Annotated in this window: 14 protein-coding genes; 7 read left to right on the forward strand and 7 right to left on the reverse strand. The window is 51.3% G+C overall.

Annotated features, from left to right (window positions below; genetic code table 11):
• From QM579_RS09830 to pbpC, 4 genes are all read left to right on the forward strand, one after another.
• A partial coding sequence (locus QM579_RS09830; RefSeq protein ID WP_414998983.1) for a formate--tetrahydrofolate ligase occupies nucleotides 1–922 on the forward strand: 922 nt, incomplete at its 5' end.
• Nucleotides 923–1522: 600 nt separating this feature from the next.
• Nucleotides 1523–2083, forward strand: coding sequence for a YqiA/YcfP family alpha/beta fold hydrolase (locus QM579_RS09835; protein WP_414998984.1), 561 nt, complete (start codon nucleotides 1523–1525; stop codon nucleotides 2081–2083).
• Between the two features lie 39 nt (nucleotides 2084–2122).
• Nucleotides 2123–7807: an alpha-2-macroglobulin family protein gene (locus QM579_RS09840; RefSeq protein ID WP_414998985.1), complete on the forward strand. Its 5685-nt coding sequence runs from the start codon at nucleotides 2123–2125 to the stop codon at nucleotides 7805–7807.
• Between the two features lie 286 nt (nucleotides 7808–8093).
• The gene (pbpC, locus tag QM579_RS09845; RefSeq protein WP_414998986.1) at nucleotides 8094–10325 is read left to right on the forward strand and encodes a penicillin-binding protein 1C; all 2232 of its coding nucleotides are present in this window, start codon (nucleotides 8094–8096) and stop codon (nucleotides 10323–10325) included.
• A 133-nt stretch (nucleotides 10326–10458) separates the two neighbouring features.
• On the opposite strand, the gene brnQ is transcribed toward pbpC, so the two are convergent.
• The 7 genes from brnQ to QM579_RS09880 form a co-directional block, all read right to left on the reverse strand.
• Entirely contained in the window at nucleotides 10459–11766 is a 1308-nt protein-coding gene (brnQ, locus tag QM579_RS09850) for a branched-chain amino acid transport system II carrier protein (RefSeq protein ID WP_414998987.1), read from the reverse strand.
• A 280-nt stretch (nucleotides 11767–12046) separates the two neighbouring features.
• A complete protein-coding gene (locus tag QM579_RS09855; RefSeq protein WP_414998988.1) occupies nucleotides 12047–13492 on the reverse strand; it encodes a sodium:solute symporter family protein in 1446 nt (481 codons plus the stop codon).
• 361 nt (nucleotides 13493–13853) lie between these two features.
• The gene (locus QM579_RS09860) at nucleotides 13854–14429 is read right to left on the reverse strand and encodes a TetR/AcrR family transcriptional regulator (RefSeq protein ID WP_183719648.1); all 576 of its coding nucleotides are present in this window, start codon (nucleotides 14427–14429) and stop codon (nucleotides 13854–13856) included.
• A gap of 124 nt (nucleotides 14430–14553) precedes the next feature.
• Nucleotides 14554–16989, reverse strand: coding sequence for a Lon protease family protein (locus QM579_RS09865; protein ID WP_414998989.1), 2436 nt, complete (start codon nucleotides 16987–16989; stop codon nucleotides 14554–14556).
• 18 nt (nucleotides 16990–17007) lie between these two features.
• Entirely contained in the window at nucleotides 17008–17937 is a 930-nt protein-coding gene (gene hemC / locus QM579_RS09870; RefSeq protein WP_414998990.1) for a hydroxymethylbilane synthase, read from the reverse strand.
• A gap of 12 nt (nucleotides 17938–17949) precedes the next feature.
• Complete coding sequence (locus tag QM579_RS09875; RefSeq protein WP_414998991.1) at nucleotides 17950–18183, reverse strand: FmdB family zinc ribbon protein; 234 nt, start codon at nucleotides 18181–18183, stop codon at nucleotides 17950–17952.
• 2 nt (nucleotides 18184–18185) lie between these two features.
• Nucleotides 18186–18818, reverse strand: coding sequence for a D-sedoheptulose 7-phosphate isomerase (locus QM579_RS09880; protein WP_414998992.1), 633 nt, complete (start codon nucleotides 18816–18818; stop codon nucleotides 18186–18188).
• 120 nt (nucleotides 18819–18938) lie between these two features.
• Between QM579_RS09880 and QM579_RS09885 the strand changes: the two genes are divergently transcribed.
• From QM579_RS09885 to gatB, 3 genes are read left to right on the forward strand one after another with little or no spacing between them, the layout of a single operon-like run.
• Complete coding sequence (locus QM579_RS09885; protein WP_414998993.1) at nucleotides 18939–19811, forward strand: NAD(+)/NADH kinase; 873 nt, start codon at nucleotides 18939–18941, stop codon at nucleotides 19809–19811.
• Entirely contained in the window at nucleotides 19808–21547 is a 1740-nt protein-coding gene (locus tag QM579_RS09890) for a hypothetical protein (RefSeq protein WP_414998994.1), read from the forward strand. The genes QM579_RS09885 and QM579_RS09890 overlap by 4 nt, the downstream gene beginning before the upstream one ends.
• A 29-nt stretch (nucleotides 21548–21576) precedes the next feature.
• A complete protein-coding gene (gatB, locus tag QM579_RS09895) occupies nucleotides 21577–23013 on the forward strand; it encodes an Asp-tRNA(Asn)/Glu-tRNA(Gln) amidotransferase subunit GatB (RefSeq protein ID WP_414998995.1) in 1437 nt (478 codons plus the stop codon).
• The last annotated feature ends 103 nt before the right edge of the window (nucleotides 23014–23116 follow it).

Here is a 23116-nt window from a genome sequence, read left to right on the forward strand (position 1 = left end):
CATCGAAGGCCAACCGGTTTTTGTACATACCGGGCCGTTTGCCAACATTGCCCTTGGGCAAAGTTCGGTAATTGCAGACAGGGTAGCGCTCAAACTCAGTGACTACCATGTGACAGAATCAGGATTTGCCTCCGAAATGGGCTATGAAAAATTCTGGAACCTTAAGTGCCACTATAGTGGTCTTACCCCGGATGCGGCTGTGGTGGTGGCCACGGTTCGTGCTCTCAAAAATCACGGCGGTGCGCCACAGCCCAAACCCGGTCAACCTCTTCCAGAGCCTTATACAAGGGAAGATGTGGGGCTTGTTGAAGCTGGTTGCGCCAACTTGCTTCACCATCTTGGCGTTGTACGTCGCTCTGGCGTGCCTGCAGTGGTATGCATCAACAAATTCCATACCGACACCAAGGCAGAAGTGGACGCTATTCGCCGCATATGTGAACAGGCGGGGGCCAGGGTGGCTTTGTCCGAGCATTGGGAAAAGGGTGGCGATGGCGCTCTTGAACTGGCAGACGCCGTTATGGACGCCTGCAAGGAAAAGAATGAATTCCGTCCTCTTTACGACTGGAAGCAGCCCATCACAGAGCGAATTGAAAGTATTGCGCGGAACGTCTATGGAGCAGACGGCGTGGAATTTGAACCCCTTGCAAGCCAAAGGCTCAAGGCCCTGCAAGAACGGCCAGATGCGAATGAGCTCGGCGTGTGCATGGTAAAAACCCAGTATTCCTTGTCTGACAATCCTTCTCTGAAGGGAGTGCCCACAGGCTGGAAACTGCACGTGCGCGATGTTCTTTTCTTCGGCGGTGCAAAACTTGTTGCGCCTGTGGCTGGCGATATCAGCCTCATGCCTGGCACTGGTTCCAAACCATCATTCCGCAATATTGATGTGGATGTAGAAACTGGTAAGGTAACCGGGTTGTTCTAGATCTGGATGATCTTGTGGGTTCACGCTACAGCCTGACAACGTTCACTTTTGAAGCCTGATTCGTTAACGGCTGAATGATGCGTAGGCCTTCTTTAACCATCGGCAAGGTTTCGTTTTATACCCACGTTACGAATACTCACAAAATCCGATAATGTTTATTTGCCGTTTGGGCACCGCCGAATGGTGGTGCCCAAACGGCAGAAAGCAATATTCTCGTTGCAACTACGCGCTCTTACGAGCGCTTTTTTATGGTAGTTGATATACATTTATATACGTTTGACACAATTGTAAGCAGAAGATAATTTAATAGTAATTGGATCTACTTAAAAAATAAAACAAAGCCTCACCACTGATAACCCGCTTGAACGTCTGATCATCTGAAATCAACAATAAAGCCTGTCAATTTCACTCTAGTTCAATGTATGTAACCAAAAAATTATCATATTTTATCGAAAAAATGTTTCAATGTAATTGTAAACCATTTGTGCTGTAAAATTATCCACATATCATCTCCATATTTCGGTTGCATAGGCCGTGAATCATTTTTTCATCATTCATTCAGAATGAATCAATTTTCTGTGGCATTTATGGGAGGAGTGTATGATTGCCTATATTCATGGTTTTAACTCCAGTCCTGAAAGCAATACGTTTAAGTTGCTCCGACAAATTTTTCCAGATGCTCAGGCACTGGATTATCCCTCCAGTGGCTTATTTCCCGAAAACCTTGCCCGACTGCAAAAACAGGCTCGTGCTCTGAATATGCCCCTCGGATCATCCTTGGTTTTGGTCGGTTCATCACTTGGCGGATTTTACGCTTCTCAACTGTCGGCACTGCTTGGGTGCAATTGCGCTCTTTTCAATCCTGCAGTTTGGCCTGCCCAATCGTTACGGAAATTTGTGGGCCCCAATACCTATTTTTACGGCGGCCAACACTGGGAATTCACGGACGCAATGTGCGACAGTTATGCCATTTTCCCTGATGTGCGAAGTGCTCCCGTGAATCGTTTTTTAGTGCTTGGTTTGGCCGATACGTTACTGAATCCTGAAGAAGCGCGCGCCTATTGGAAAAACCACGCATCTATTCATGAAACCAATGATGGGCATAGCCTGGCGGCATTGGACAATACGATTGTTAGCACACTGCGCAATTTACAGCAGTAGGGTAATGCTTTTGCCGCTTTTGTAACTCGTGGAGATACTATGTTTCATAAATACCTTGTATATAGCCTTGCGATATGCACCCTGGTGATGAGCCTTGTTAGCGGTGCTGTGGCGGGCCCGGCCTACCGTGTTGCTCAGCCCAGCCAACCTGAAAATGATAATTGGCGTAGAGCAGATGGTTTTTCCATAAGTTTTGAAGTTGATATAGAGCGCTGCAAAAAACAATACGGCACAGACTGGTCACGCCAGTGCTCCGGTCCACCTGCTGGCCCGGAAGGACACCTGGTTGAAGGCGTACAGATGACCCCGCCTGTTCCGGGACAATGGCGGTGGGAATATGGCTCAACAATGGTTTTTCAACCTGAAAAGCCCCTGCGCCCACAAACCTCATATACCATTTCGCTTGATAAAGTGTCTTTGCCTTCACGCTATGAAGTAAATCGGCAGGTTCGTTACACTACGCAGCCCCAAGCCGCACGGATCGGCAAGGAAACTTTCTGGACGGACCCTTCACCCAAGGGAGCTAACGCCGTCTCTGTTCCAGTATATTTTATATGGCCTGTCAATCCGCAAAGTATGGAAGAAAATATAACTCTGCGGCCAAGTGATCCCAAGAGTGGTCTGGCCCTTGGTGCTCCGCGCTTTGTGTGGAACGAACGCCGCGACGAAGTCGTCATTTCTGCCACTGTGACGGCACTTCCCAAGGACAATGCTGCTGCCGTCATATCTGTCAAAGGCCTGCCCGGGTTTATTGAAAAAGACAGCAAGCGCACAGTAAAAATCTCAAAAGTCAAAGGCCCGGAAAATTCCGAGGCTATGCTTTATGTTACTGGCCGTGACCGTATTATGAATGTCAGTGATATCAGCGTGCGGGCCGCGTATGATAAAGGGCTGGATAAAGAATACCAGCTTGTAGTGAAGACCAGCTTACGTGTGTTGCCCTCAGAGGTGTTGCGCTATCTTGATGTCGTTCAACTGCCGCGCAAAATCACGCCTGAAGCAGGGCAGGAAGCCAACTGGGAAAAAATGCCGGCCATCAGTGCGGCGGACATTGCGCAAGGTGAGAAGCTTCATCCCCAGCTTGTTCAGGCTACGGACGAACCCACGGATCAGGTTGTTTTACGGGTCAAAGCAGCAGCCGGAAGAGGACTGCTTACAGCTGTGAAGCCAGGCCTTACATCTACTGGTGGATTTTCATTGTCGGATGTTCGCCGCTTTATTCTTACAGTTCCCAGTATGGGAGCGGAACTCTCCTTTCTGCAGCCCGGCAATATTCTTGCGCTCAGTGGAGACAAAAAACTTGATATTTATGCCTTGGGCTTGACTGATATTGATTGGCGGGCTGAGCGTGTGCGCGACCCCTTTATGGCTCTTTTGGCCAGAGGGGGCGGCTTTGAAGAAATTGATGCAGATTTTACTGTTCTGAGTGATGTGGTGCAGGGGCATATCAATGTGCGCAAAGGTAGCCAGGAGAATACCCCCGGCGAAGCATTTTTTAGCGTCTTGGATATGGCTCCACTGTCGCAAAGGCAGGATGGGCTGCGTCATGGCCTCATGCGCATGGTACTTACCGGGCGCGATGGCGACAAACAAGTGGCGGAAGCCACACGCTTGCTGCTGATTACCGACATGGGCCTCAGTGTAAAAACCGCTTCTGACGGAACTCGCGCAGTATTTGTACAAAATATTGCTACGGGCAAGCCTGTACCCAATGCCGAAGTGCGCCTGCTTGGAGCCAACGGTTTACCAGTATGCAGCGCAACCACCAACCCACAGGGGCGTGCCGATCTGCCATCTACCGTTGGACTTGAAAGGGAAAAACGCCCGGTAGCCCTTGTGGCCCTTACTGCGGCTCAAGGTGGCGGTCAGGATATGGCATGGCTTTCTCTTGACGACTATGCCCGTAACGTGGACTACAGCAACTTTTCAGTATCAGGCCGTCATGCTGCAAGTAATGGCCTGAGTGCTTCGGTTTTCAGCCAGCGTGGCCTATATCTGCCTGGGGAAACACTGCATTTTGGCTGCATTGTACGTAGATTTGACTGGCAAGCCCTGCCTGCCGACATGCCGCTTGAAGCCGTGCTCGTAAGCCCTACAGGGGCGGAAGTTATGCGTCGTTCCTTTATGGTTGGTCCTGAAGGGATCCAGAATTTCACTTGGACGAGCTCTGAGGATGCCGCAGTCGGACAATATCGTATGGACATCCGCCTTGCCTCGGACAAGCCGACGTATGGTGGGCCGATTCTTGGCAGCACTTCCACAAGGGTTGAAGAATTTCAGCCCGATACTTTGGCCTTGGCTGCAAGCTTTGAACCCGGCGCCCCAAAGGGCTGGATTCGTACTGGTGACAATATGCCCCCCGCAGTGGCAGCGGCCCGGCTGGACAATCTTTATGGTGAACCTGCGACCAGCCACCGCATTCACACAGCTTTCCACGCGCGCAAGGGCACGCTCAGGTTTCCCGGATATGAAGACTATACCTTTTATGACGCGTTATCTTCCGGCGCGCAGGATCAATACATTGACCTGCCCGACGTTTTTACTGACAGCAAGGGCCTTGCCAAGCTGGCTTTACCGTTAGGCAAACTGCAAGGCAGTACCTTCTACGGCACAGTGCTGATTGAAGGTTTTGAACCCACGGGCGGCAGGGCCGTCACCCGGCAACTGTCAGCCCTGTTTTCACCGCTGGAAGTTGCCCTGGGCTTCAAACCGGAAGGGCAGGCCAACAATCTGGAGTACGTGCCTCAAAATGCCCAGGCGTCATTACGATTGCTGGCCGTCAACAATGATCTTGCCCCTGCTGGCTTGCGCGGTGCGGAGATAGTGTTTTCTGCCCGGCGTTATGTGAATAGCCTTGTTACAGATTCTCGCGGTGAATACCGTTATGACGCCACTCCTGTTGATACGGAAATAACGCGCCAGACTGTTGATATTGATTCAAAAGGGCTGGTCTGGCCCATGCCTACAGCCGAAGCCGGAGACTACCTGGTCACAATTCGTCAAAACAGCGGTAATATCCTGGCCCTTATTCCTTTTTCGGTTGCGGGCACGCGCCTGGCTGAACCTTCTGACCTTTCCACGCGTTCTCTGGCCAAGGGCAACCTGCGTCTGAAGCTTGAGAAGGATCAATACGCTTCTGGCGAAACCATAAAAATGAGTCTTTCCGCGCCGTACTCTGGAACAGGGCTTATAACCATTGAAAGGGAAAATGTACTGACCCACGCATGGTTCACGGCCCAGGCTGGAGAAAGTGTGCAGGAAATACGCATTCCTGAGGGGTTCGAAGGGCGCGGTTACGTTAACGTATCTTTTGTGCGCTCACTTGGGTCCGAAGCAATATATATGAATCCCCACACGTTTGGAATTGCCCCCTTTACCGCAGGGATAAGCCAGAGAAATATGGGCTTGAAGCTCACGGCTCCCGCGCGCGTATTGCCCGGTGAAAAAATCACCGTTCGGTTAAGTTCGCGTGTGCCTGGGAAAGCTCTGATTTTTGCTGTAGATGAAGGTGTTCTGCAACTTACCGGCTTTACCACGCCTGATCCACTGACCGAGCTTTTGAGCGACCGCGCCCTTGATGTTTCAACGCTGCAGGTTTTTGACCTGCTCATGCCCGACCATGCGCGCCTGCAGGGCCGTATTCCGGGCTTTGGTGGTGATATGGCAGGGGCAGGAGGGCGTTTTCTTAATCCATTCAAACGACGCGGCGAGCCTCCTTTTGCTTTTTGGCAGGAAGTGACAGCTGTCAATGCCGATGGGACGGACATCACCCTTACTATTCCGGAGTATGTGAGTGGATGCATTCGCATAATGGCAGTGGGCAGCAGCACTGCGCAAGGTGCGGCATCAACAGCAGGAAATGCCCAAGCCAGCACTGAGGTGCGCGGTACGCTTATTTTGAAGCCTCTTCTGCCTTTGGCTGTGGCTCCTGGGGACGAGTTTGACGGGGCTTTGGTCATCGCAAATACCGTCGAAGGCAGTGGCAAGAATGCTAAAGTCAATGTAAAAATGGAGTGCGGCCCAGAGCTGGCATTCCTGAGCGGGCAGAACCCACTTCCACTTATTATCGATGAAAATGGCGAAGCTGTGGTACGTTTTCGTATGAAGGCACTGGACCGTCTGGGTTCGGCTGACGTGCGTTTTGACGCCAGCTTCGAAGGGCAGAGCAAACCGGGTACCCAGCGCAATCAGAGCTTGTCAGTGCGTCCTCCCGCTCCTCGCGTACGTACAGAACAGGTGGTTCCCCTCACTGGCAATATGGACGTCTCCGTTGCCAGAGATATATACCCGTATGACGCCCAAGGGCAGGCCAGTATTTCAGCTCTTCCGGTGCTTGGCTTGCGCTCCTTGCTGGATCGGCTGGATACGTATCCCTATGGCTGCACTGAACAACTCATCAGCCGAGCTATGCCCTATGCCGCTTTGCTAGGTAATCCGGCATTGCGTGAAAAAATTCTGCTTAATCCCAAGGCTTCGCCTGAAATGCTGGCAAAGCGGGGCAATGCTGTCATCAGCGCCGCTCTTGATACAATACGCAGCAATTTTTCCTACTATGAGGGGGTAAGCCTTTGGCCTTCAGCACCAGCTAATGACTTTGTAACAGCATATGCAGGTGATTTTCTACTGACGCTGCGCGAAAGCGGCGTTGTTGTGCCTGAAGGGCTGACGCGTAATATTCTTGATACGCTGGAAAACACTGTACGCCGTTCACCCGTGGATATCGATGACGGTCGTATCAAAGTCTACGGAGCATGGGTACTTTTGCGCGACGGACGCATAATGACCCAGGAAGTTGAGCGGCTGGAGCAATGGTATAAAGAAAACACCAAAGGCTGGAACAATGAGCTTGTGGCAGTGCTACTGGCAGACTGCTATAAGATGTTGCGCATGGAACGCCGCGCGCAGCAACGCATGCCAGCATCATTCAATGCTGCAACTACCGACTACATGCTGGATGAAGACGCAGGCAGAGCGCTTCATGCCGCAGTTATATTGCGCCACTTCCCTGAGCGTAAGAAAGAAATCAACGCTGCGGCCCTGCTTGATGCCGCGTTCAATACCACGGCCACTACCGTTGATATGGGGCTTTTGTCCCGCACCCTGATTATGCTGGCTGAAAAAGGTGCACCTGCACCTGATGGCATTACACTGACCTGCGCACGCTACGGTCAAGGCTTCACGCCCAGCGTTGGTAAGGCCGAGCTGCGTGGCCCTGTTCTTGAACTTAATGCCCCCGGTTGCCAGAATTACAGCGTGAATCTCCCCAAAGGAGATTCTGGCTGGAATCTGCATACAGTAACTGAAGGCTTTGAGCGTAAACCTTTGCCTTCTGCTGCGAACGGCATTGAATTGCAGCGGCGCTATGTGGATAGTAAGGGAGAAGTCGTCACCAGCGCCAGGCTTGGTGAAGTGCTCACCGTAGAGCTAAGTGTGCGTTCTGCTGAAGAATACAGCAATGTGGTTTTGGTAGATTTGCTACCCGGCGGTTTTGAACCTGTGCTGGATAAGAAAGCAAGCGAACCGCAGCAGGGGCTGATTCGTCATGAACGGCGTGAAGACCGGGGTATTTTCTTTGTGAATTCCGGTTCTGATCCTCGCACCTTTACCTATAAGGTTCGTGCTGCCACCAGAGGACGCTTTGTATTGCCTTCTGCAACAGCAGAAGCCATGTACGAACCTGCTATCAATGCCCGGGTGGGGGGCGGCCAGATAATTATCGACTAGTTTTCTCTACCAAATTGAAAAGCAGGGCAATGTACTGGAGCTTGAGAGCGGCCCAGTCATTGCCCTGCTTCCCTGCTGGTTATGGCTGTTGAACAGGCCATGCTCAAATTCAACCAAATAAAAATGTTCACCTTATTCTATGACAAAAAAAGCAGCGATCAGCCGTAAACAGGTTGAATCCAACTTTCTTGGAACATGCAAGACGCTGTTAAAACGCGCGTCTTGCTCTGTATGCCGCCGTAGTCGCTGGTGGCTGATACTACCGGTTACGGGGCTAGCAGTGCTTATGCTCTGGCTGCAATTGACGCCATGCCGCCATCCTTTGGAAGATGTCAGTTTTTCACGTGTAATCCGTGACAGCAAAGGCGGCCTTATGCGTCTGAGCCTGTCTAAAGATCAAAAATACCGTGTATACACACGGCTTGCTGATATTCCCCCTGCTGCGGTAGATGCCGTGCTTCGCTATGAAGATCACTATTATTGGCAACACCCAGGGGTCAATGCCCTGGCGCTTGCCCGAGCAGCCTTTGGTCTTTTAGCAGGGAAGCGCCTTATGGGCGGATCTACCATCACAATGCAGGTGGCGCGCCTGACATATGGACTGGAAACTGGAAAAATCGGGGCCAAACTGCGCCAAATACTGTTGGCAGTTCAATTGGAATGGAATTTCAGTAAGGAAGAAATTCTTGAGGCATATTTTAATCTAGCCCCTTATGGAGGCAACGTAGAAGGCCTTGGCGCGGCGGCCATCGTGTACTTTCATAAGTCGCCATCAGAGTTGACGCCCGGTGAGAGCATGGCTCTCATGCTGGTGCCGCAAAATCCTGTTCAGCGGCGTCCAGCACAAGATAATGCAAACTTTACTGCCGCGCTGTACAGGCTGGAATCTTCGTGGCATGGCCGGAAGGAGCACGCGCCGCTGCGAGTATTTGGCACAAATGATCTACCTTTTGCCGTCCCGCACCTAAGCACAGAACTTTTGCAGCAACAAGGCGACAACCAGCTACGCACCACCATTGATCCCGCTAATCAGAAGAGAATTGAACGCCATTTACGTCTGTTTACGGCCAGACAGCATTCGTATGGGCTCACTAACGGCGCGGCGCTACTGGTACATTGGCCCAGCATGGAAGTGCGCGCGCTTGTCGGTTCTGCTGATTTTTTCAACAATGATATTATGGGACAAGTGGACGGTACTCGCGTTCGGCGTTCACCCGGCTCCACACTCAAGCCTTTTATATACGCTTTGGCTCTGGGTCAAGGGCTGATCCACCCAATGACACTTCTTGCCGACACGCCGCGCAGTTTTTCCGGCTATGATCCTGAAAATTACGATGGCAGCTTTCGCGGCCCTATTGGTGCGGCTGACGCCCTGCGGACCAGCCGCAACGTACCCGCCATTGCCCTGGCTGCGCGGTTAAAAAATCCTAATTTCTACGGTTTCTTGCGTAACTCAGGTGTAGAGTTTTTATCTGATGAAAACCACTACGGGCTTAGCCTTGTACTCGGTGGAGCGGAAGTAACCATGCGGGAGCTTGCAGGGCTTTACGCCATGCTGGCCAACAAGGGCGTGTGGCGGCCATTACGAATTCTGCATGCAACAGACCATGAGGATAAGGCCTTGCCCTTACTGTCGCCGGAAGCCGCTTTTGTCACGCTTTCAATGCTGGAGGATGGCGATCCTGATCATCAGGTCCGATCGCACGGGGGCACAGTGCTCCCTCTCCGCATCAAAACAGGTACATCCAATGGTTTTCGTGACGCCTGGGCCGCAGGTATAGTAGGCCCATATGTGCTTGTGGTCTGGCTGGGAAATTTTGACAACAAGCCTAATCCTCTTTTGGTCGGAGCAATTTCCGCAGTGCCCTTGTTTTCGCAAATTGCACGCGAGTTAGCCGCTTCAGAACCAATGCAAGACCATTTTACCAGGCCTGATCACGGCTTGAACGTAGAATATATTGAAGTTTGCGCGGCAACGGGTGATCTGGATACTTCGCTCTGCGCAGACACGGCAAAAGCATGGTTCATACCCGGAGTTTCACCGCTTGCGCCATCAGGAGTGTTCCGGTCCATACTTGTTGATAAAACAACCGGGCTGCGGGCCTGCATGCCGCAGGATGGCCGCACTGAAATCCAGACATGGGAATTCTGGCCTACAGAACTCGCACAAATGTTTGCTCGGGCGGGCATGCCCAAACCAGAGCCACCGCCATTTATGCCAGAATGCGAACGCAAGGATCTTCAGGCAGGAAGCCCCCCACGCATTGTTCAGCCTAAAGATGGTTTGGTGTATAGGCTGAGTTTGAGCAACAAAGGAAACGAAAGTGTGGCATTCATTGCCCATGCAGAGGCTGGGGTGAAAAGCCTGCACTGGTTCGTCAATGGGAGTTACCTTGGCAGCAGAGCTCCCGGGGAGATCATTTTGTGGAAGGCTGTGCCCGGAGATGCCGAGGTTCGTGTAGTAGACGATGCCGGGCGTGCGGCCCAGAAGCGCCTTCGCGTTCGAGCCGCACAGTAATTAGGGCAGAGTGACGTTGCGGGTGTACAGTTTCAAAGCTTAGAGCATTTAAACTTTAAAAAAGCTCTAAGCTCTGCCCCGGCTTTGTTACAGCGCCTCAAGTTGATGGAGAAAGAAAGCCGTGCTGCGTTGCTTATCGGATGGAGGGCTGCCTGGATGAACGTACAAAATAGCCAATTACTCCAAAAACACAGGCCGGCACAATCCAGCCAAGCCCGGCAGAATTGAAGGGCAGGTGTGATGTGATGGCCAAAGATATTCCCCAGTCATCCAGCACGCTGAGGGCGCTGGCAAACAAAGCGCCTGCCGTAGCAAATCTAAAAATATTGTCATTGATGATATACTTGTCGAAAAGTGAAAGTACAATGACAACCAGAGTGCCAGGATACAAAAAAGTAAGGATAGGCGCTGCAAAGGCGATAATATTGTCGAGGCCGAAATTGGAAACGATCATGCTGAAAAGCCCCGTGCCAATGGCAACAGCTCTATAGCTAAGCCGCCCTTTACTGAACTGTGAAATGAACGTTCCAGTTGTTCCGATAAGCGCCACAGAGGTGGCCATGCATGAAACCGTCACAATAATGGCCAGTAACACTGTGCTTGTGCTGCCGAAGAGCCTACCCACCAGTTTGGTTACCAATGCCCCTTTTTCTATATCTACGGGGTAATAGGTAGAGCCTGTGGCTCCCAGGTAACATAGCCCGAAATAAATAATAAAAAGCAGGGCTCCTGCTACCAGGCTGGCAATACCCACAGAAAGTGCTTTCTGTCTGTTGGTTTCGTAGCCTTTATTTTTCAGGGCAGTCACAATGATCAGGCCGTAAACCAGCGCCGCCATAACATCAAGAGTCTGATACCCGGACAGAATGCTGTGCCACGCCACGTTATCATCGCGCACGACCTCACTGACTGGGCCGATGGGCATGTAAAGGGCAGCAGCGACTATGAGCAGAAAACCGCCAATCTTGATGGGCGAGAGGTAGCGGGCAATGACATCTACCATATTGGACTCTTTTAACGCCAATACGGTAGATATTCCAAAAAAAGCCAGTGAGTAAACAATCTTAGCCGCACTGATCCCTTTTGAAGAATACCCCAAGGGTGAAAAAGAAATGGCAAAGGCTGTTGCCCCAGTGCGAGGAATTGCAAGCAAAGGGCCAATGCAAAGAATGATGGCGCACATCATAAGCATAGCTGCCGTGTTTCCAAGGCGGTGCATGATGCCTTCCTTCCTGTCAATGCAGGAAGAAGCCAGCATGGCATAAATGGCCAGTAGGGCCAAGCCTACATCAGCTATGTAGTAGCAGATGAATCCCAAAAACCATTCCGGACCTGCCGTCAACCCTATATACGGGGGAAAAACCACATTTCCCGCACCAAAAAGCATTGAAAACAAGGCTGCACCAACAATTATGGAATCGCGGACAAGAGAGGTCTTCATTGCTTATACTCACAGGCTGCTGTCAATGTGGTGCGCGCGTCTGGCAAGCGCAACGATGAATGTGCATGCGATGCGTGGGCAGAGGGCGATCTTCGGGGCAACGCGATAAACTGGGGAAATGCCGAATCAGAAATAGCAGAAGACGTATCAGCATGCCAGTGTTCATTTGATGAAACATGCGTCCGAAATGTTTTCGGCCAGTGTCATAGAAAAAGCGCCCGCAAAGCCGTCAATGGAAGGCTGCGGGCGCTGTGCGTTTTATCTTGTGTTTGCTGTATAGTTAGGCGTTAGGCGCTGGCCAGAAGGTTGAAGCCTTGCGGCCTTCGTGGTCAAGAGCCCATCCCACGAACCAGCCTACCAGAGAAAAGGCCAATCCCACAAAGAAGGGCGGAACAAGCGCCGCCTGCATTCCCAGGACAGGGGTAGGCGAAATTGCTTTGTTGGCCAGCAGGTACCACAGCAGGCACGAAGTAAAACCAAGGCCACAGCTCAACCACGCGGCCAAGGAACTGCGTTTGCCAAAACGCACCAACGCCACATAGCTGATGAGTACAGTTGCCCCCACAATACTCCAGCTGGTGGTGCATAAAAGAGCGATGAGCTGCCCCTTGATCTGGGCGCTGCCACCAGAAACGACCACGCAAAAGACAATACCTAAAAACCAGGAAAATCTGGTAGCTGGCTTGCCAGGCAAGTCTTCGGCAATGGCTGATACAGCAATGTGATAAAGGGCAGTAGCTGTTGACAGCGATGCAGAAACAATAGCCAGAACGAATACCTGAAGGCCAACATCCGGCAGAAGCATTTTCACCAAGTGGGGCACAACATCATCAGCAGAAGCAATCTCCGGCAAAATCAGCCGAGAAAGAGCCGCCACAAAATAGGTTCCGCCAACAAGCACGGTAAGCACAAGCATAGCCAGCGGGGTGATGCGGTTGATTTGGCGTGTAGAGTTAAGCGCAAAGTGCCGTTGCATCATTTGGGGCTGTGACCATACCGCCACTGATGTGACCATCACAAGGGAAATAATAAACCAGCCTTGTTCGCCCATTGAAAGGGCAAGAAAGCCCTCATTGGCTCGTGGTGTGGGAGCAAGCTGCGCAAGCTGAGTAATGCCCTCCAGCGGGCCGCCAACTTTGTCCAGCACGGCCCATATGAGCAAAACAATGCCAATGAGCATAACAACGCCCTGCATTGCTTCGGTGTAAAGGACTCCGCGTAGACCGCCAATAAAGACCACCACGCCTACCACCACGGCTGCAATCCAGACTAATGCCCACACAGGGATAGGCAATATCTGGGCAAGCATGAGAGCCGCGCCCTTGATAACCGCCGAAGCATACACGCCAAGAAAAATGGCAAAAATCAGTGCAAGGGCTTTACCCAGCAGAGGGCTTTTGTGCCCCTTGGCAAGAAGCTGTGTAGGCGTGCGGGCTTGAAGATTACGTTGGCATATCCGTGTAGGCCAGGCCAGATAACGGTAGACGAACCAAGTTCCCAGCCATACGTTGCCAGCAGCCACAAGCAGCATCTGCATGCCATACAGGTATGAAAGTCCGCCGAAGCCCACCAAAGCCACGGCGGAAATGTAGGTTGCCACATAGGCCAAAGCCTGAATGACAAAGCCCACACGGCCCGTCGCCATCGCGTCATGCCCTTGCCCTTTGCGCGCCAACCAGATGAACGCCGCGATGTACCCAAGCCAGATGAGAGCGTCGCCCAACATGTCTAACCCCTTTGAGTCTGGCGCACCAGGTTGATGAGCGCCATAACAAAAGAGCCAACCAATAACGCCATTGCAATGAGCACTGCGGAATCCATCAACTGTAGCGTTGAAATCAGGTCCATGAGCCCTCCGGCGGATAAAAGCGCACAATCAAAAAAAGCCGCCGACCCCTGTGGTCGGCGGCTATGTTGCCTTATAAGCACAATGGCCATAAATCCGCGATCCTGGGGTCAGCGTATGACTCCGGTAAAATAATATCGAACGTCGCGGATGGCTCTTAGTAGTTTCATAACAAAAATTTACATTTTCTCCACTGCACTGTCAATAAAGACCTGCAGCGTAAGCATGGCAGTAAAAATTTCTAGGCTTTTATAGATCTGGCCACGAAATCCAGCACATCTTTGTACAGAGTTGGCATTGCGTAGGGTGTAAGCACGCGGGTACGGTTAGCGCCTACCATCAACGAAATGATAACCTGGGCTGTAGATCTGCTGTCCACAGTCACAAGACTGCCATCTTCAATGCCGCGTGCGATGACTCTTTCCAGCTCTTGATGAACCTGTGAAAACATAGAATCCATAATGTCGCGGTCAGTTTTTGTTTTCATATCGCTGTAAGGTGAACAGCGTACAAGCACCAACCAGCTGGAATCCTTGTCAATGGAAAAATCAAGATAGGCTTTGCAAAAGCGCATGACTCCATCAAAGCCTGAATCAGCCTCAGCAGTGGCCTGACGCAGTCTTTGAAGAAAATGCTCCAGTACATCCAGCCCACAGGCCAAAAAAAGCTTTTCCTTGTTGCCGTAATGGTGGGTCAACAGGCCAAGAGCGACTCCAGCCCTGTCAGAAATTTTTTTAAACGTTGTTTCTACGTAACCACATTCGCCAAACAAGTCCTTAGCCGCCTGGAGCAATGATTCTTTTTTGCTTTTGTTCATCATAGTTTTCGCGGGCACAGGTTGGATGATCATTCAATAATTTACAAGATATTCTATTAGAATATCTGCAAATGTCGGTAAAGTCAACTCAGAGTGGAGCGCTGGCACCCCCCAACTTCAACACTCAACTACGCTTGCTGCGCCTGAAGGCATTTTGGGCGTAGTCGCCCAGCTGTTCAAGTCTTCTATCCACAAGGTCGTACAGACTGCCTCGCGTAAAGCCGCCGTTTTTCAAGCGGCGCCCAGCGGCGAGACCGGTAAGCAGCAACAGAGCCTCTTCGATCCGGCGCACTGCATAGATGCTGAACTGCTTATTCTCTACCGCCTTGAGAACTTCCGGGGAGAGCATGAGGTGGTCCACATTATCGTGTGGTATGATTACCCCTTGCGTGCCTGTAAGCCCATGCCTCGCACAAACCTTATAAAAGCCTTCAATCTTACGGGTAACACCGCCCACAGCCATGATTTGTCCTGCATGACTGACTGCCCCTGTAAAGGCAAGATCAAGGCGAACCGGAACTTCGGCCAGAGCCGAAAGCAGGGTTACAAGCTCTGCGCCTGATGCTGAATCGCCCTCAATTCCGGCATAACTTTGTTCAAAGTATAACGATCCGGAAAGAACTAAGGGCTTCTTGCGGGCAAAAAGATCGGTCAGATAGCTTTTGAGAATCATCATGGCCTTGGTGTGGATGGGACCACCCAATTCTGCTTCACGCTCAAGGTCAATGATGCCCTCATGCCCCACGCCAACAGTGCAAGAAATACAGTGGGGCAGCCCGAATTCGAAATCTCCGTGCCAAGTGACTGAAAGCCCGTTGACCTGACCAATGGCCGAACCTGATGTTCGAACCTTGATCATCTCACGGTCATATTCTTCCATGAATATTTCTTCCACAAGATTGGCTCGATACATCCGCGCTGTGTACGCTTCTTCAAGAATAGGAGCGCTGATTATTTCTTCGCCCCGCATATTGGCCAAAGCAGAAGCTTCAATCATCAATTCGCGCAGCAAGGGGAACTTGAGCGAAAGACGCCGCTGGTCTTCGCACAAGTGGGACCCCAGATCCACAAGCCAGGCCAGAGCCGTACGATCAAAAGGAGGGAGTTCGCAGCCCTGAATTATGTGGGCGATATGGCTTATGTAATGGCGAATGTTCGTAGAGTTACGCTCAGTTTCATCTGCCATGTGGGCTTTGATGCGGAAAAGCTTGGAAAACCTGTCATCATTGACAAGCAACCCTTCGTACAACTCTTCACCGCCAACCAGAACAACTTTCAAATCCAAAGGTAGGGGATCGGGGGTTAACCCTTTGGTGCGAATGGCCGTATCTGGCGCTTCCCCTGCATCTTCAATGCGCGCCTGGTTTGAGCGCAATGCCCGTAACAGACCTTCCCACGCAGTCGGATGCTGTAAAAGATCTTCAATATGCAGCACAAGAAAGCCGCCATTAGCTTTATGCAGGCTTCCCGCGCGAATAAGTGTAAAATCGGTCACCAGTGCGCCCATTTCTGATTCGCGCTCAATGCAACCGAGCAAATTAACCGCTGTGGGATGGTCGTCTACAATAATGGGGGCGCCTTCCTGCTTGCTATTATCAACCAGCAGGTTGACAGCATAGCGGTAGAGCACGCTGTCTGCACCTGGACCGCCATGCCCTTCGCCGCCCTGTGAAAGGGGAACGCCTTCTCTTTGAAGAAATGCGTCGGTATTTTTCAGCATGTCTTCACGAAGGGCTTCAAAATATCCAGCTAGACCGTCGTTAGAGCAGGCTTTGAGCGTTTTTTGTTCAACTGGCGAGAGCAGAGCATCCAGCACCTGTCCCATTGCCTCGCGCTCTAGTCCGCGCTCGTCATCCTGAAAATTTTCTTCAGCCTTGTTCAATTGCCGCATGAAGCCAGCCATGGATTGCACCAGGTTGTCGCCACGGCTTTTGAGTTTCAGGCGGATCGTACTGTCAAGATTGTCGAACTCCTCTTCATTCAGGCGTTTACCCTCAACAAGGGGATAAAGGGTAAGCCCGCCGTTTTCGTCCATATCAAGGTTAAAGCCCTTGTCTACGGCTACGGAGTTCATTTTACGTAAAAGGCCCATACGCGCGGTCTGAAACTTGTCCACCAGCTTGGCCCGGCGTTTCATATACGCATTGGCTTCAAATCGGCGAGGCAGTTCTTTTACGATGCCATCAAGCATTTCTTTAAAGTTTTGCTTGAACTTCTTGCCAAGCCCTGCGGGCAGAGCAAAAAGAAGTGGCCTGTCAGGGTCTGAAAAATTATGTACATAGATAATATCAGGCGGTGTAGGCGCTTTGCGTGCCTGCGGGCGCAAGTAATTGAGCAACATGTGCGTGCGCCCAAGATCCGTTTCGCCGGAAAGATAGACATGGTAGCCACGAGCTTTGATTTGCAGGGCAATATCCAGTGCCTGCATGGCGCGGGGCTGGAAAGGAGTCCTGCGCCCATTGCGTTGGACAGGAATACCCCGGCTGTCATCCCAAGGGAGACGCGCCGGGTCCAGCGTAGCGTGCAATCTTGAACCGGGTAACGATGAGATTTTAGACATATCTATCTGGTATACCTATTACTGTCGGTAAAGTTTTTCAAGGATGGAACGGCCACCCTGATTGAGTATTTCTTCGGCAAGCTCAAAGCCCCACTGGCGCGCCTGTGATGTGTGCCCCAATTTTTCAGCTCTGAGAATACGGGTTCCGTCGACTTCAGCCACCAAACCCTCAAGGCAGAGCGTTTCATCGTCCAGCAGGCGTGCGTGACCAGCAATGGGCACTTGGCATCCGCCCTCAAGTCCTGCCAGAAACCCTCGCTCAGCCTCTACACACACCCTGGTTGGGGTGTCTTCCAGTTGGGCAAGCAGCGTGAACAGATCATGGTCGTCTTCTCGGCATTCAATGCCCAAGGCTCCCTGCCCAACGGCAGGAAGAAAACTTTGCGGGGCAAGAGAGTGCATGTAAGGAGCGCTTAATCCCAGACGATTCAGTCCGGCAGAGGCCAAAACAATGGCATCATACACGCCGTCCTGTAATTTGCGCAAACGGGTATCAACGTTGCCTCTAAGACTTTCGATTTGCAGATCAGGCCGCTGTGCAAGCAGTTGTGCTTGACGGCGTAGGCTACTGGTGCCAACGCACGCATTTTGCGGCAAGGCTTCCAGCGAATCGAACTTATATGAAAGCAGGCAGTCCGTGGGATCTTCGCGCGGCGGAACACAGCCCAAAAGAAGACCTTGCGGCAGCTCCATAGGCACGTCTTTCATACTGTGCACGGCCAGATCGGCTTCGTCGTTAAGCAGGGCTTCTTCTATCTCTTTAACAAAGAGCCCCTTGCCGCCAACCTTTGCCAAAGGTACATCAAGAATGATGTCGCCTTTGGTTTTGATAACATTAAGAAGAATTTCAACCTCAGGCGCTATGTCCTGAAGGCAACTCTTGATGTGCTCTGCCTGCCAGAGGGCGAGACGACTGCCACGCGTGGCAATAGTGATTGTTTTGCGCATGCCGGTCCCCACCTAATGCCCGCAACTTGCGCAATTACCACCGGAGCATCCGGCGCAACCACCACCGCCGCCAGAAGAGGGTGCGTAATCATCCCCATGTGCGCCGCCGCCACGATGGGCGCAGCAGGACATAAGCTTGTGCGTTGCGTGTGATCCGCAATGCGGGCAGGCCGGGGCCGCATCGCCATAAACCAATTCTTCAAAATTTTGGTCGCATTTTTCGCAACAGTACTCATAAATGGGCATGATTAATCCTCGTTTACTGTATCCGCGTGCAGATAGGGCGTCAGTGCCGCCACATTTTCAAAAAGATAATGGTCCGTGAGCTGACAAAGCAGATGACCGGCTGTAATATGAATTTCCTGAATCAAAGGTGTACTTGTACTGGGCACATCCAGCAGCATGTGGCACAAGGAAGCCATTTTTCCGCCCCCCCGGCCTGTAAAGCCAAGAGTAAGCATGCCTGCGCTGCGCGCCGCCTCCAGAGCCGTCACAACATTGGGGCTGTTACCGGAAGTGGATATGCCTATCAAAACGTCACCTTTGCGGCCCAAAGCTTCAACCTGTCGAGAAAAAATCTGTTTAAAATCAAGGTCATTGCCGATTGAAGTGAGCGCAGAAGTGTCCGTTGTGAGCGCTATGGCCGGCAAGGCAGGTCTATCAACCAAAAATCGGTTAACAAATTCTGCAGCCAGATGTTGCGCATCCGCCGCGCTGCCGCCATTGCCACAGAGCAAAATTTTTCCACCTTGCGCCAAACTGGTTGCAAGTCGCAAAGCTGTGTCACGTAAATTAATGGCCTGTTCCGCGAAGAAAATTTCTCGCAGTCGGGCACCATCACGCGCATGCGCGGCTATTATGTCGAGTGCGCTGTCATTCATGAAATAACGGCCTATGGGGTTGTGACATGGAAGTTACTGTTCATATGACAAAGCGACAGCCCTGACAAGCGAGGTCGGCGGGCTTGCGGTAAAAGCCTTGATAACGTAAATTGTTGACTTATGCAAAATCAACACAAACGCCACATCCTCTTGGTTTGCAAAGCCCGTCACGAACGTGCCGCGCAACTCGGTGAAGAAATCCGCGCTTGGCTGACCGGGCAGGGACACTCAGCTGATTTGGTTGAGGCAGGATTGCCCTCTTCCTTATACGCAGCATCTGATCTTGATTTTGTTGTGGTGCTTGGCGGTGATGGTACCATGCTCGGCGTTGCCCGCCGCCTTGTTGGGCGAGGCGTACCTGTGCTGGGTGTCAACTTTGGGCGCGTGGGCTTTCTAACCGACGCCCAGCCTGAAGATTGGCGTGAAAAGCTTGAAGAATGCCTGAAGGGACAGGAACCCATACGATCCTGTATGGCCTTGCACTGGTCCGTTTCACGGTCTGGCGCAAGGCTTGCCGAGGGAGTGGCTATTAACGACGTTGTCGTAAGCCGGGGAGCCCTCTCACGCTTGGTTTGTCTTGATATTTGGGCTGACGGACAGCGTATGGGGTCTCTGCGCAGTGACGGCATCATCCTGTGCACGCCAATTGGCAGTTCAGGCTACAATGTTTCTGCGGGCGGCGCACTCCTTTATCCTTTAATGGATGCCATCGGTTTTACACCTGTGTGCCCCTTCCTTAATACGATTTCTCCAATGGTTTTTCCTGGTAAAACAGATATTCAACTTCAGATTTTGCGTGGCTCTACAGACTGTTATCTGACTGTGGACGGTCAAGAAGGGCAAAAGCTTGAAATGGGCGACATTCTGCATGTTTCCGGTTTGCCTGCAGCCGTGCAATTTATGGGGGAGGGTACTTCCTTTTTTGAACGTCTACGCACCAGAGGCTTTGTTTTACAGGGCTCAACCGGAAGCAACACGGGAGAAAACCTATGAATAAAGAGCTTGCTCCCGTAAAGGTTCGGGATATTCACCTGGGTGAGAATGTCCGGTTCGATGCATGGCTGTATAGTATGCTCATGGACAACAACCTGGCTTACAGAATGAATCCTGACCTCATTGTCAGTCCGGAGCAAATGTCTTTTATGGTGCATCTTGCACCCGATCAAATATATCTGCCTTGCTCGGACGCCACCTTTTCCATGCTATGTGCCCAAGCCCCTTCTGTGGAATTGCGCAACCAGTACAACAGATCCTGGCGCATCATTATGCGACTGGTGCGTTCTTTTGTGCCGGATAAAGCCACGCGTAGACGTATCTTGCAGTTCTGCCGCTATCGGTTTTCACAGTATATAGCGCAGCATACCCTTATTCCCTCACGCCTTGTTAAAAGAATGACAGGCCTTGTATTGGCTCAAGGGCATATGCTGGACGACCCCTGGGAAGACCGGCGGCGAACATCCACGGCGCTACAGCAGGAAGTGTTGTCGACGCCGGAAGTTTATGAAAACCTTGAGGCCATGCCCAAAGGACCAATGCCTACAGGCATATCCAAAGCGCGTCGCAGCATGGACTATATTGAAGTGACCCGCCTGCTTTGTCTTTCAGCCATGTCGCGAGACTGGCTTGAAAAACAGCCATCCAGCGAAGAAATTCGCCGCGCAATGGACGAGGCCTACGCGGCCTGTGATGATTTGCGCCTCTATTTTGAAGCCAGCGCCGGACGGTCAGGGACGATACTTTTTCTTTGTGATGCTGATGGGGGCACTCTTTTTGATCTGGTGATGGTGCAGAGCCTTATCCGCATGGGACACAGAGTCATTTTTGCAGTTAAAACTGGCTTTTATTTCTATGCGCCGACACTGGAAGACGTGGAGACCGACCCATCGCTCAAGCCCTGGTTGCGCGGCGGCGTTGTTTTACGTCAAGATAAATTGAGTAAAAATGACCTATTGCGGCACTTAAGAGAGCATCGCCTTGTAGTGATCGGCGATGGCACGCGAGAGAGACTTAATTTATACCGCGTTTCTGTGACTTTTTCTCGAGCGTGGAAAGAAGCAGATGTCATTCTTGGCAAAGGCTGGCGTGCAGCTGATGTTCTGCTCGGCACCAGCCAGGAATTTACACGAGATGTCATTTGCTACTGGCGTGATAATAATGGCTTTCATATCAAGCTGCGCAAGCATGCCCCTGAAGTTAAAAAATTCAGCGAAGATGCCATTGCCGCGCAAGCAGAAAGTATTATTGCCGGTATGCGCGAAGCGAAAAGCCAAGGCCGTACCATTATGTTCTACAGCTGCGTTATCGGCAGCATCCCGGGTGAAACTTCTACGGCAATCAACCTGGTTCACGCTTTTGTGGACAATTTACGTAAAAAAATGGATAATATCCTGATAATTAACCCCGCTGAGCACTTCATTGATGGTATGGACGGGGACGATCTCATGTACATGTGGGAGCGCGTGCAACGTAGCGGTCTCATTGATGTGTGGCGCTTTCAAACATTTGAGGATATTGAGGAAAGTTTTGCACTTCTTGGGCGCAAGGTTCCGCCGCAGTGGTCTGGCAAAGACTCAACGTATTCTACCGGCTGCACCAAGGAAATGCATATCGCTCTTGATGTGCAGAGCAAAAACCGCGAAATGCAGATCATCGGCCCAGAAGCCAGACTTTTCTTCCGCAGAGGAGAATACGGCGTGGGCAAATACTTTGATGCAAGCATTCCTCATTAGAGCTGATTACTTAAGGGAGTAGTTAATTTATGGCCGCCTATGAAGCCGTTATCGGCCTGGAAGTGCATGTGCAACTGGCCACGGCCTCCAAATTGTTCTGTTCTTGCTCGACCACATTTGGTCAACCGCCGAACTCCAATGTTTGCGAAGTTTGCTCAGGCATGCCTGGCGCGTTGCCAGTGCCTAATAAGCAGGCCATACATTTCGCGACGTTGGTGGGGCTTGCTACCGACTGCACCATAAATTCTCGCTCTGTTTTTGCGCGCAAGAATTACTTTTACCCTGACCTTCCAGCTGGTTACCAAATTTCCCAGTTTGAGCTGCCCATCTGTGAGCATGGCCATCTGGATATTGAGACAGATGGCGTTGTCAAACGGGTAGGTATTACCAGAATTCATATGGAAAATGACGCTGGTAAAAACATTCATGCCCAGGGTGAAAACGTCAGCTACGTCGACTTGAACAGGGCTGGCACACCCTTGGTAGAAATTGTCTCTGAGCCGGATATGCGATCCGCAGCTGAAGCTGTAGCATACCTTAAGGCTCTTTACGCTATTGTAACGTACCTTGGCGTATGTGATGGAAATATGGAAGAAGGCAGCTTCCGCTGTGATGCAAACGTATCCTTACGGCCTGTGGGCGCAGAAGCTTTCGGCACACGCACTGAATTGAAAAATCTCAATTCATTCCGCAATGTACAGCGGGCCATCGAATATGAAATTGGCCGGCAGCAAGATGTGCTGGACGACGGTGATAAGGTTATACAGGAAACGCGCCTTTATGACGCCGTGAAAAACACCACGGCCTCTATGCGTAGTAAAGAAGAAGCGCACGATTACCGCTACTTCCCTGATCCGGATATTTTGACCGTTGAAATTTCCGATGAAGAAATGGCCATATGGAAGGAAGAGCTGCCTGAGTTGCCCAAAAGCAGGGCTGCCCGTTTTATGCAGATGACAGGTTTACCCGAAGCTGAGATTGAAGTTTTGGTTCAGAGCCGTGGGCTGGCCGACTTTTTTGAAGCCGCTGCAAAACTTTCAGATGCACGCAAAACCGCCAATCTTGTACTTGGCCCCTTGTTGCGCGAATGCAATATTCGTGGCGTCAGCGCCGCAAATCCCGCCCAATGGAGCATGCGTCCTGAAGCTTTGGCAGAATTGGTACACATTGTTGACCAAGGACTGATCAGCGCAAAGATTGCCAATGACATCTTCAGCGATATTTTTGAAAGTGGGGCCATGCCCGAAACCTATGTGAAAGAAAAAGGGCTGGTTCAGATTTCCGACACCTCAGCAATTGAAAAGGCTGTCGACGAAGTCATTGCCGCCAACCCCTCGGAAGTTGAAGCGTACAAGGGTGGTAAAACCAAACTCATAAGCTTCTTTGTGGGCCAAATTATGCGCGTTACCAAGGGTAAGGCCAATCCGGCTCTCGTTAACGAACTGTTGGCAAAAAAACTGCAATAGTAACTACAAAATTTATGAGCAGCGAATATATTTGCTGACCTTTCAAGTCAGACGATAAAGGCCCTCCGCGAAAGCAGGGGGCCTTTATCGTCTGAAAGTTTGA

This window comes from Desulfovibrio sp., assembly GCF_047607245.1.
Taxonomy (GTDB): Bacteria; Desulfobacterota; Desulfovibrionia; order Desulfovibrionales; family Desulfovibrionaceae; genus Desulfovibrio.

Coding starts and splice junctions, on each gene's coding strand:
- QM579_RS09835 (WP_414998984.1), top strand. CDS start 1,523: ATGATTGCCTATATTCATGGTTTTAACTCCAGTCCTGAAAGCAATACG.
- QM579_RS09840 (WP_414998985.1), top strand. CDS start 2,123: ATGTTTCATAAATACCTTGTATATAGCCTTGCGATATGCACCCTGGTG.
- pbpC (WP_414998986.1), top strand. CDS start 8,094: ATGCTCTGGCTGCAATTGACGCCATGCCGCCATCCTTTGGAAGATGTC.
- brnQ (WP_414998987.1), bottom strand. CDS start 11,766: ATGAAGACCTCTCTTGTCCGCGATTCCATAATTGTTGGTGCAGCCTTG.
- QM579_RS09855 (WP_414998988.1), bottom strand. CDS start 13,492: ATGTTGGGCGACGCTCTCATCTGGCTTGGGTACATCGCGGCGTTCATC.
- QM579_RS09860 (WP_183719648.1), bottom strand. CDS start 14,429: ATGAACAAAAGCAAAAAAGAATCATTGCTCCAGGCGGCTAAGGACTTG.
- QM579_RS09865 (WP_414998989.1), bottom strand. CDS start 16,989: ATGTCTAAAATCTCATCGTTACCCGGTTCAAGATTGCACGCTACGCTG.
- hemC (WP_414998990.1), bottom strand. CDS start 17,937: ATGCGCAAAACAATCACTATTGCCACGCGTGGCAGTCGTCTCGCCCTC.
- QM579_RS09875 (WP_414998991.1), bottom strand. CDS start 18,183: ATGCCCATTTATGAGTACTGTTGCGAAAAATGCGACCAAAATTTTGAA.
- QM579_RS09880 (WP_414998992.1), bottom strand. CDS start 18,818: ATGAATGACAGCGCACTCGACATAATAGCCGCGCATGCGCGTGATGGT.
- QM579_RS09885 (WP_414998993.1), top strand. CDS start 18,939: ATGCAAAATCAACACAAACGCCACATCCTCTTGGTTTGCAAAGCCCGT.
- QM579_RS09890 (WP_414998994.1), top strand. CDS start 19,808: ATGAATAAAGAGCTTGCTCCCGTAAAGGTTCGGGATATTCACCTGGGT.
- gatB (WP_414998995.1), top strand. CDS start 21,577: ATGGCCGCCTATGAAGCCGTTATCGGCCTGGAAGTGCATGTGCAACTG.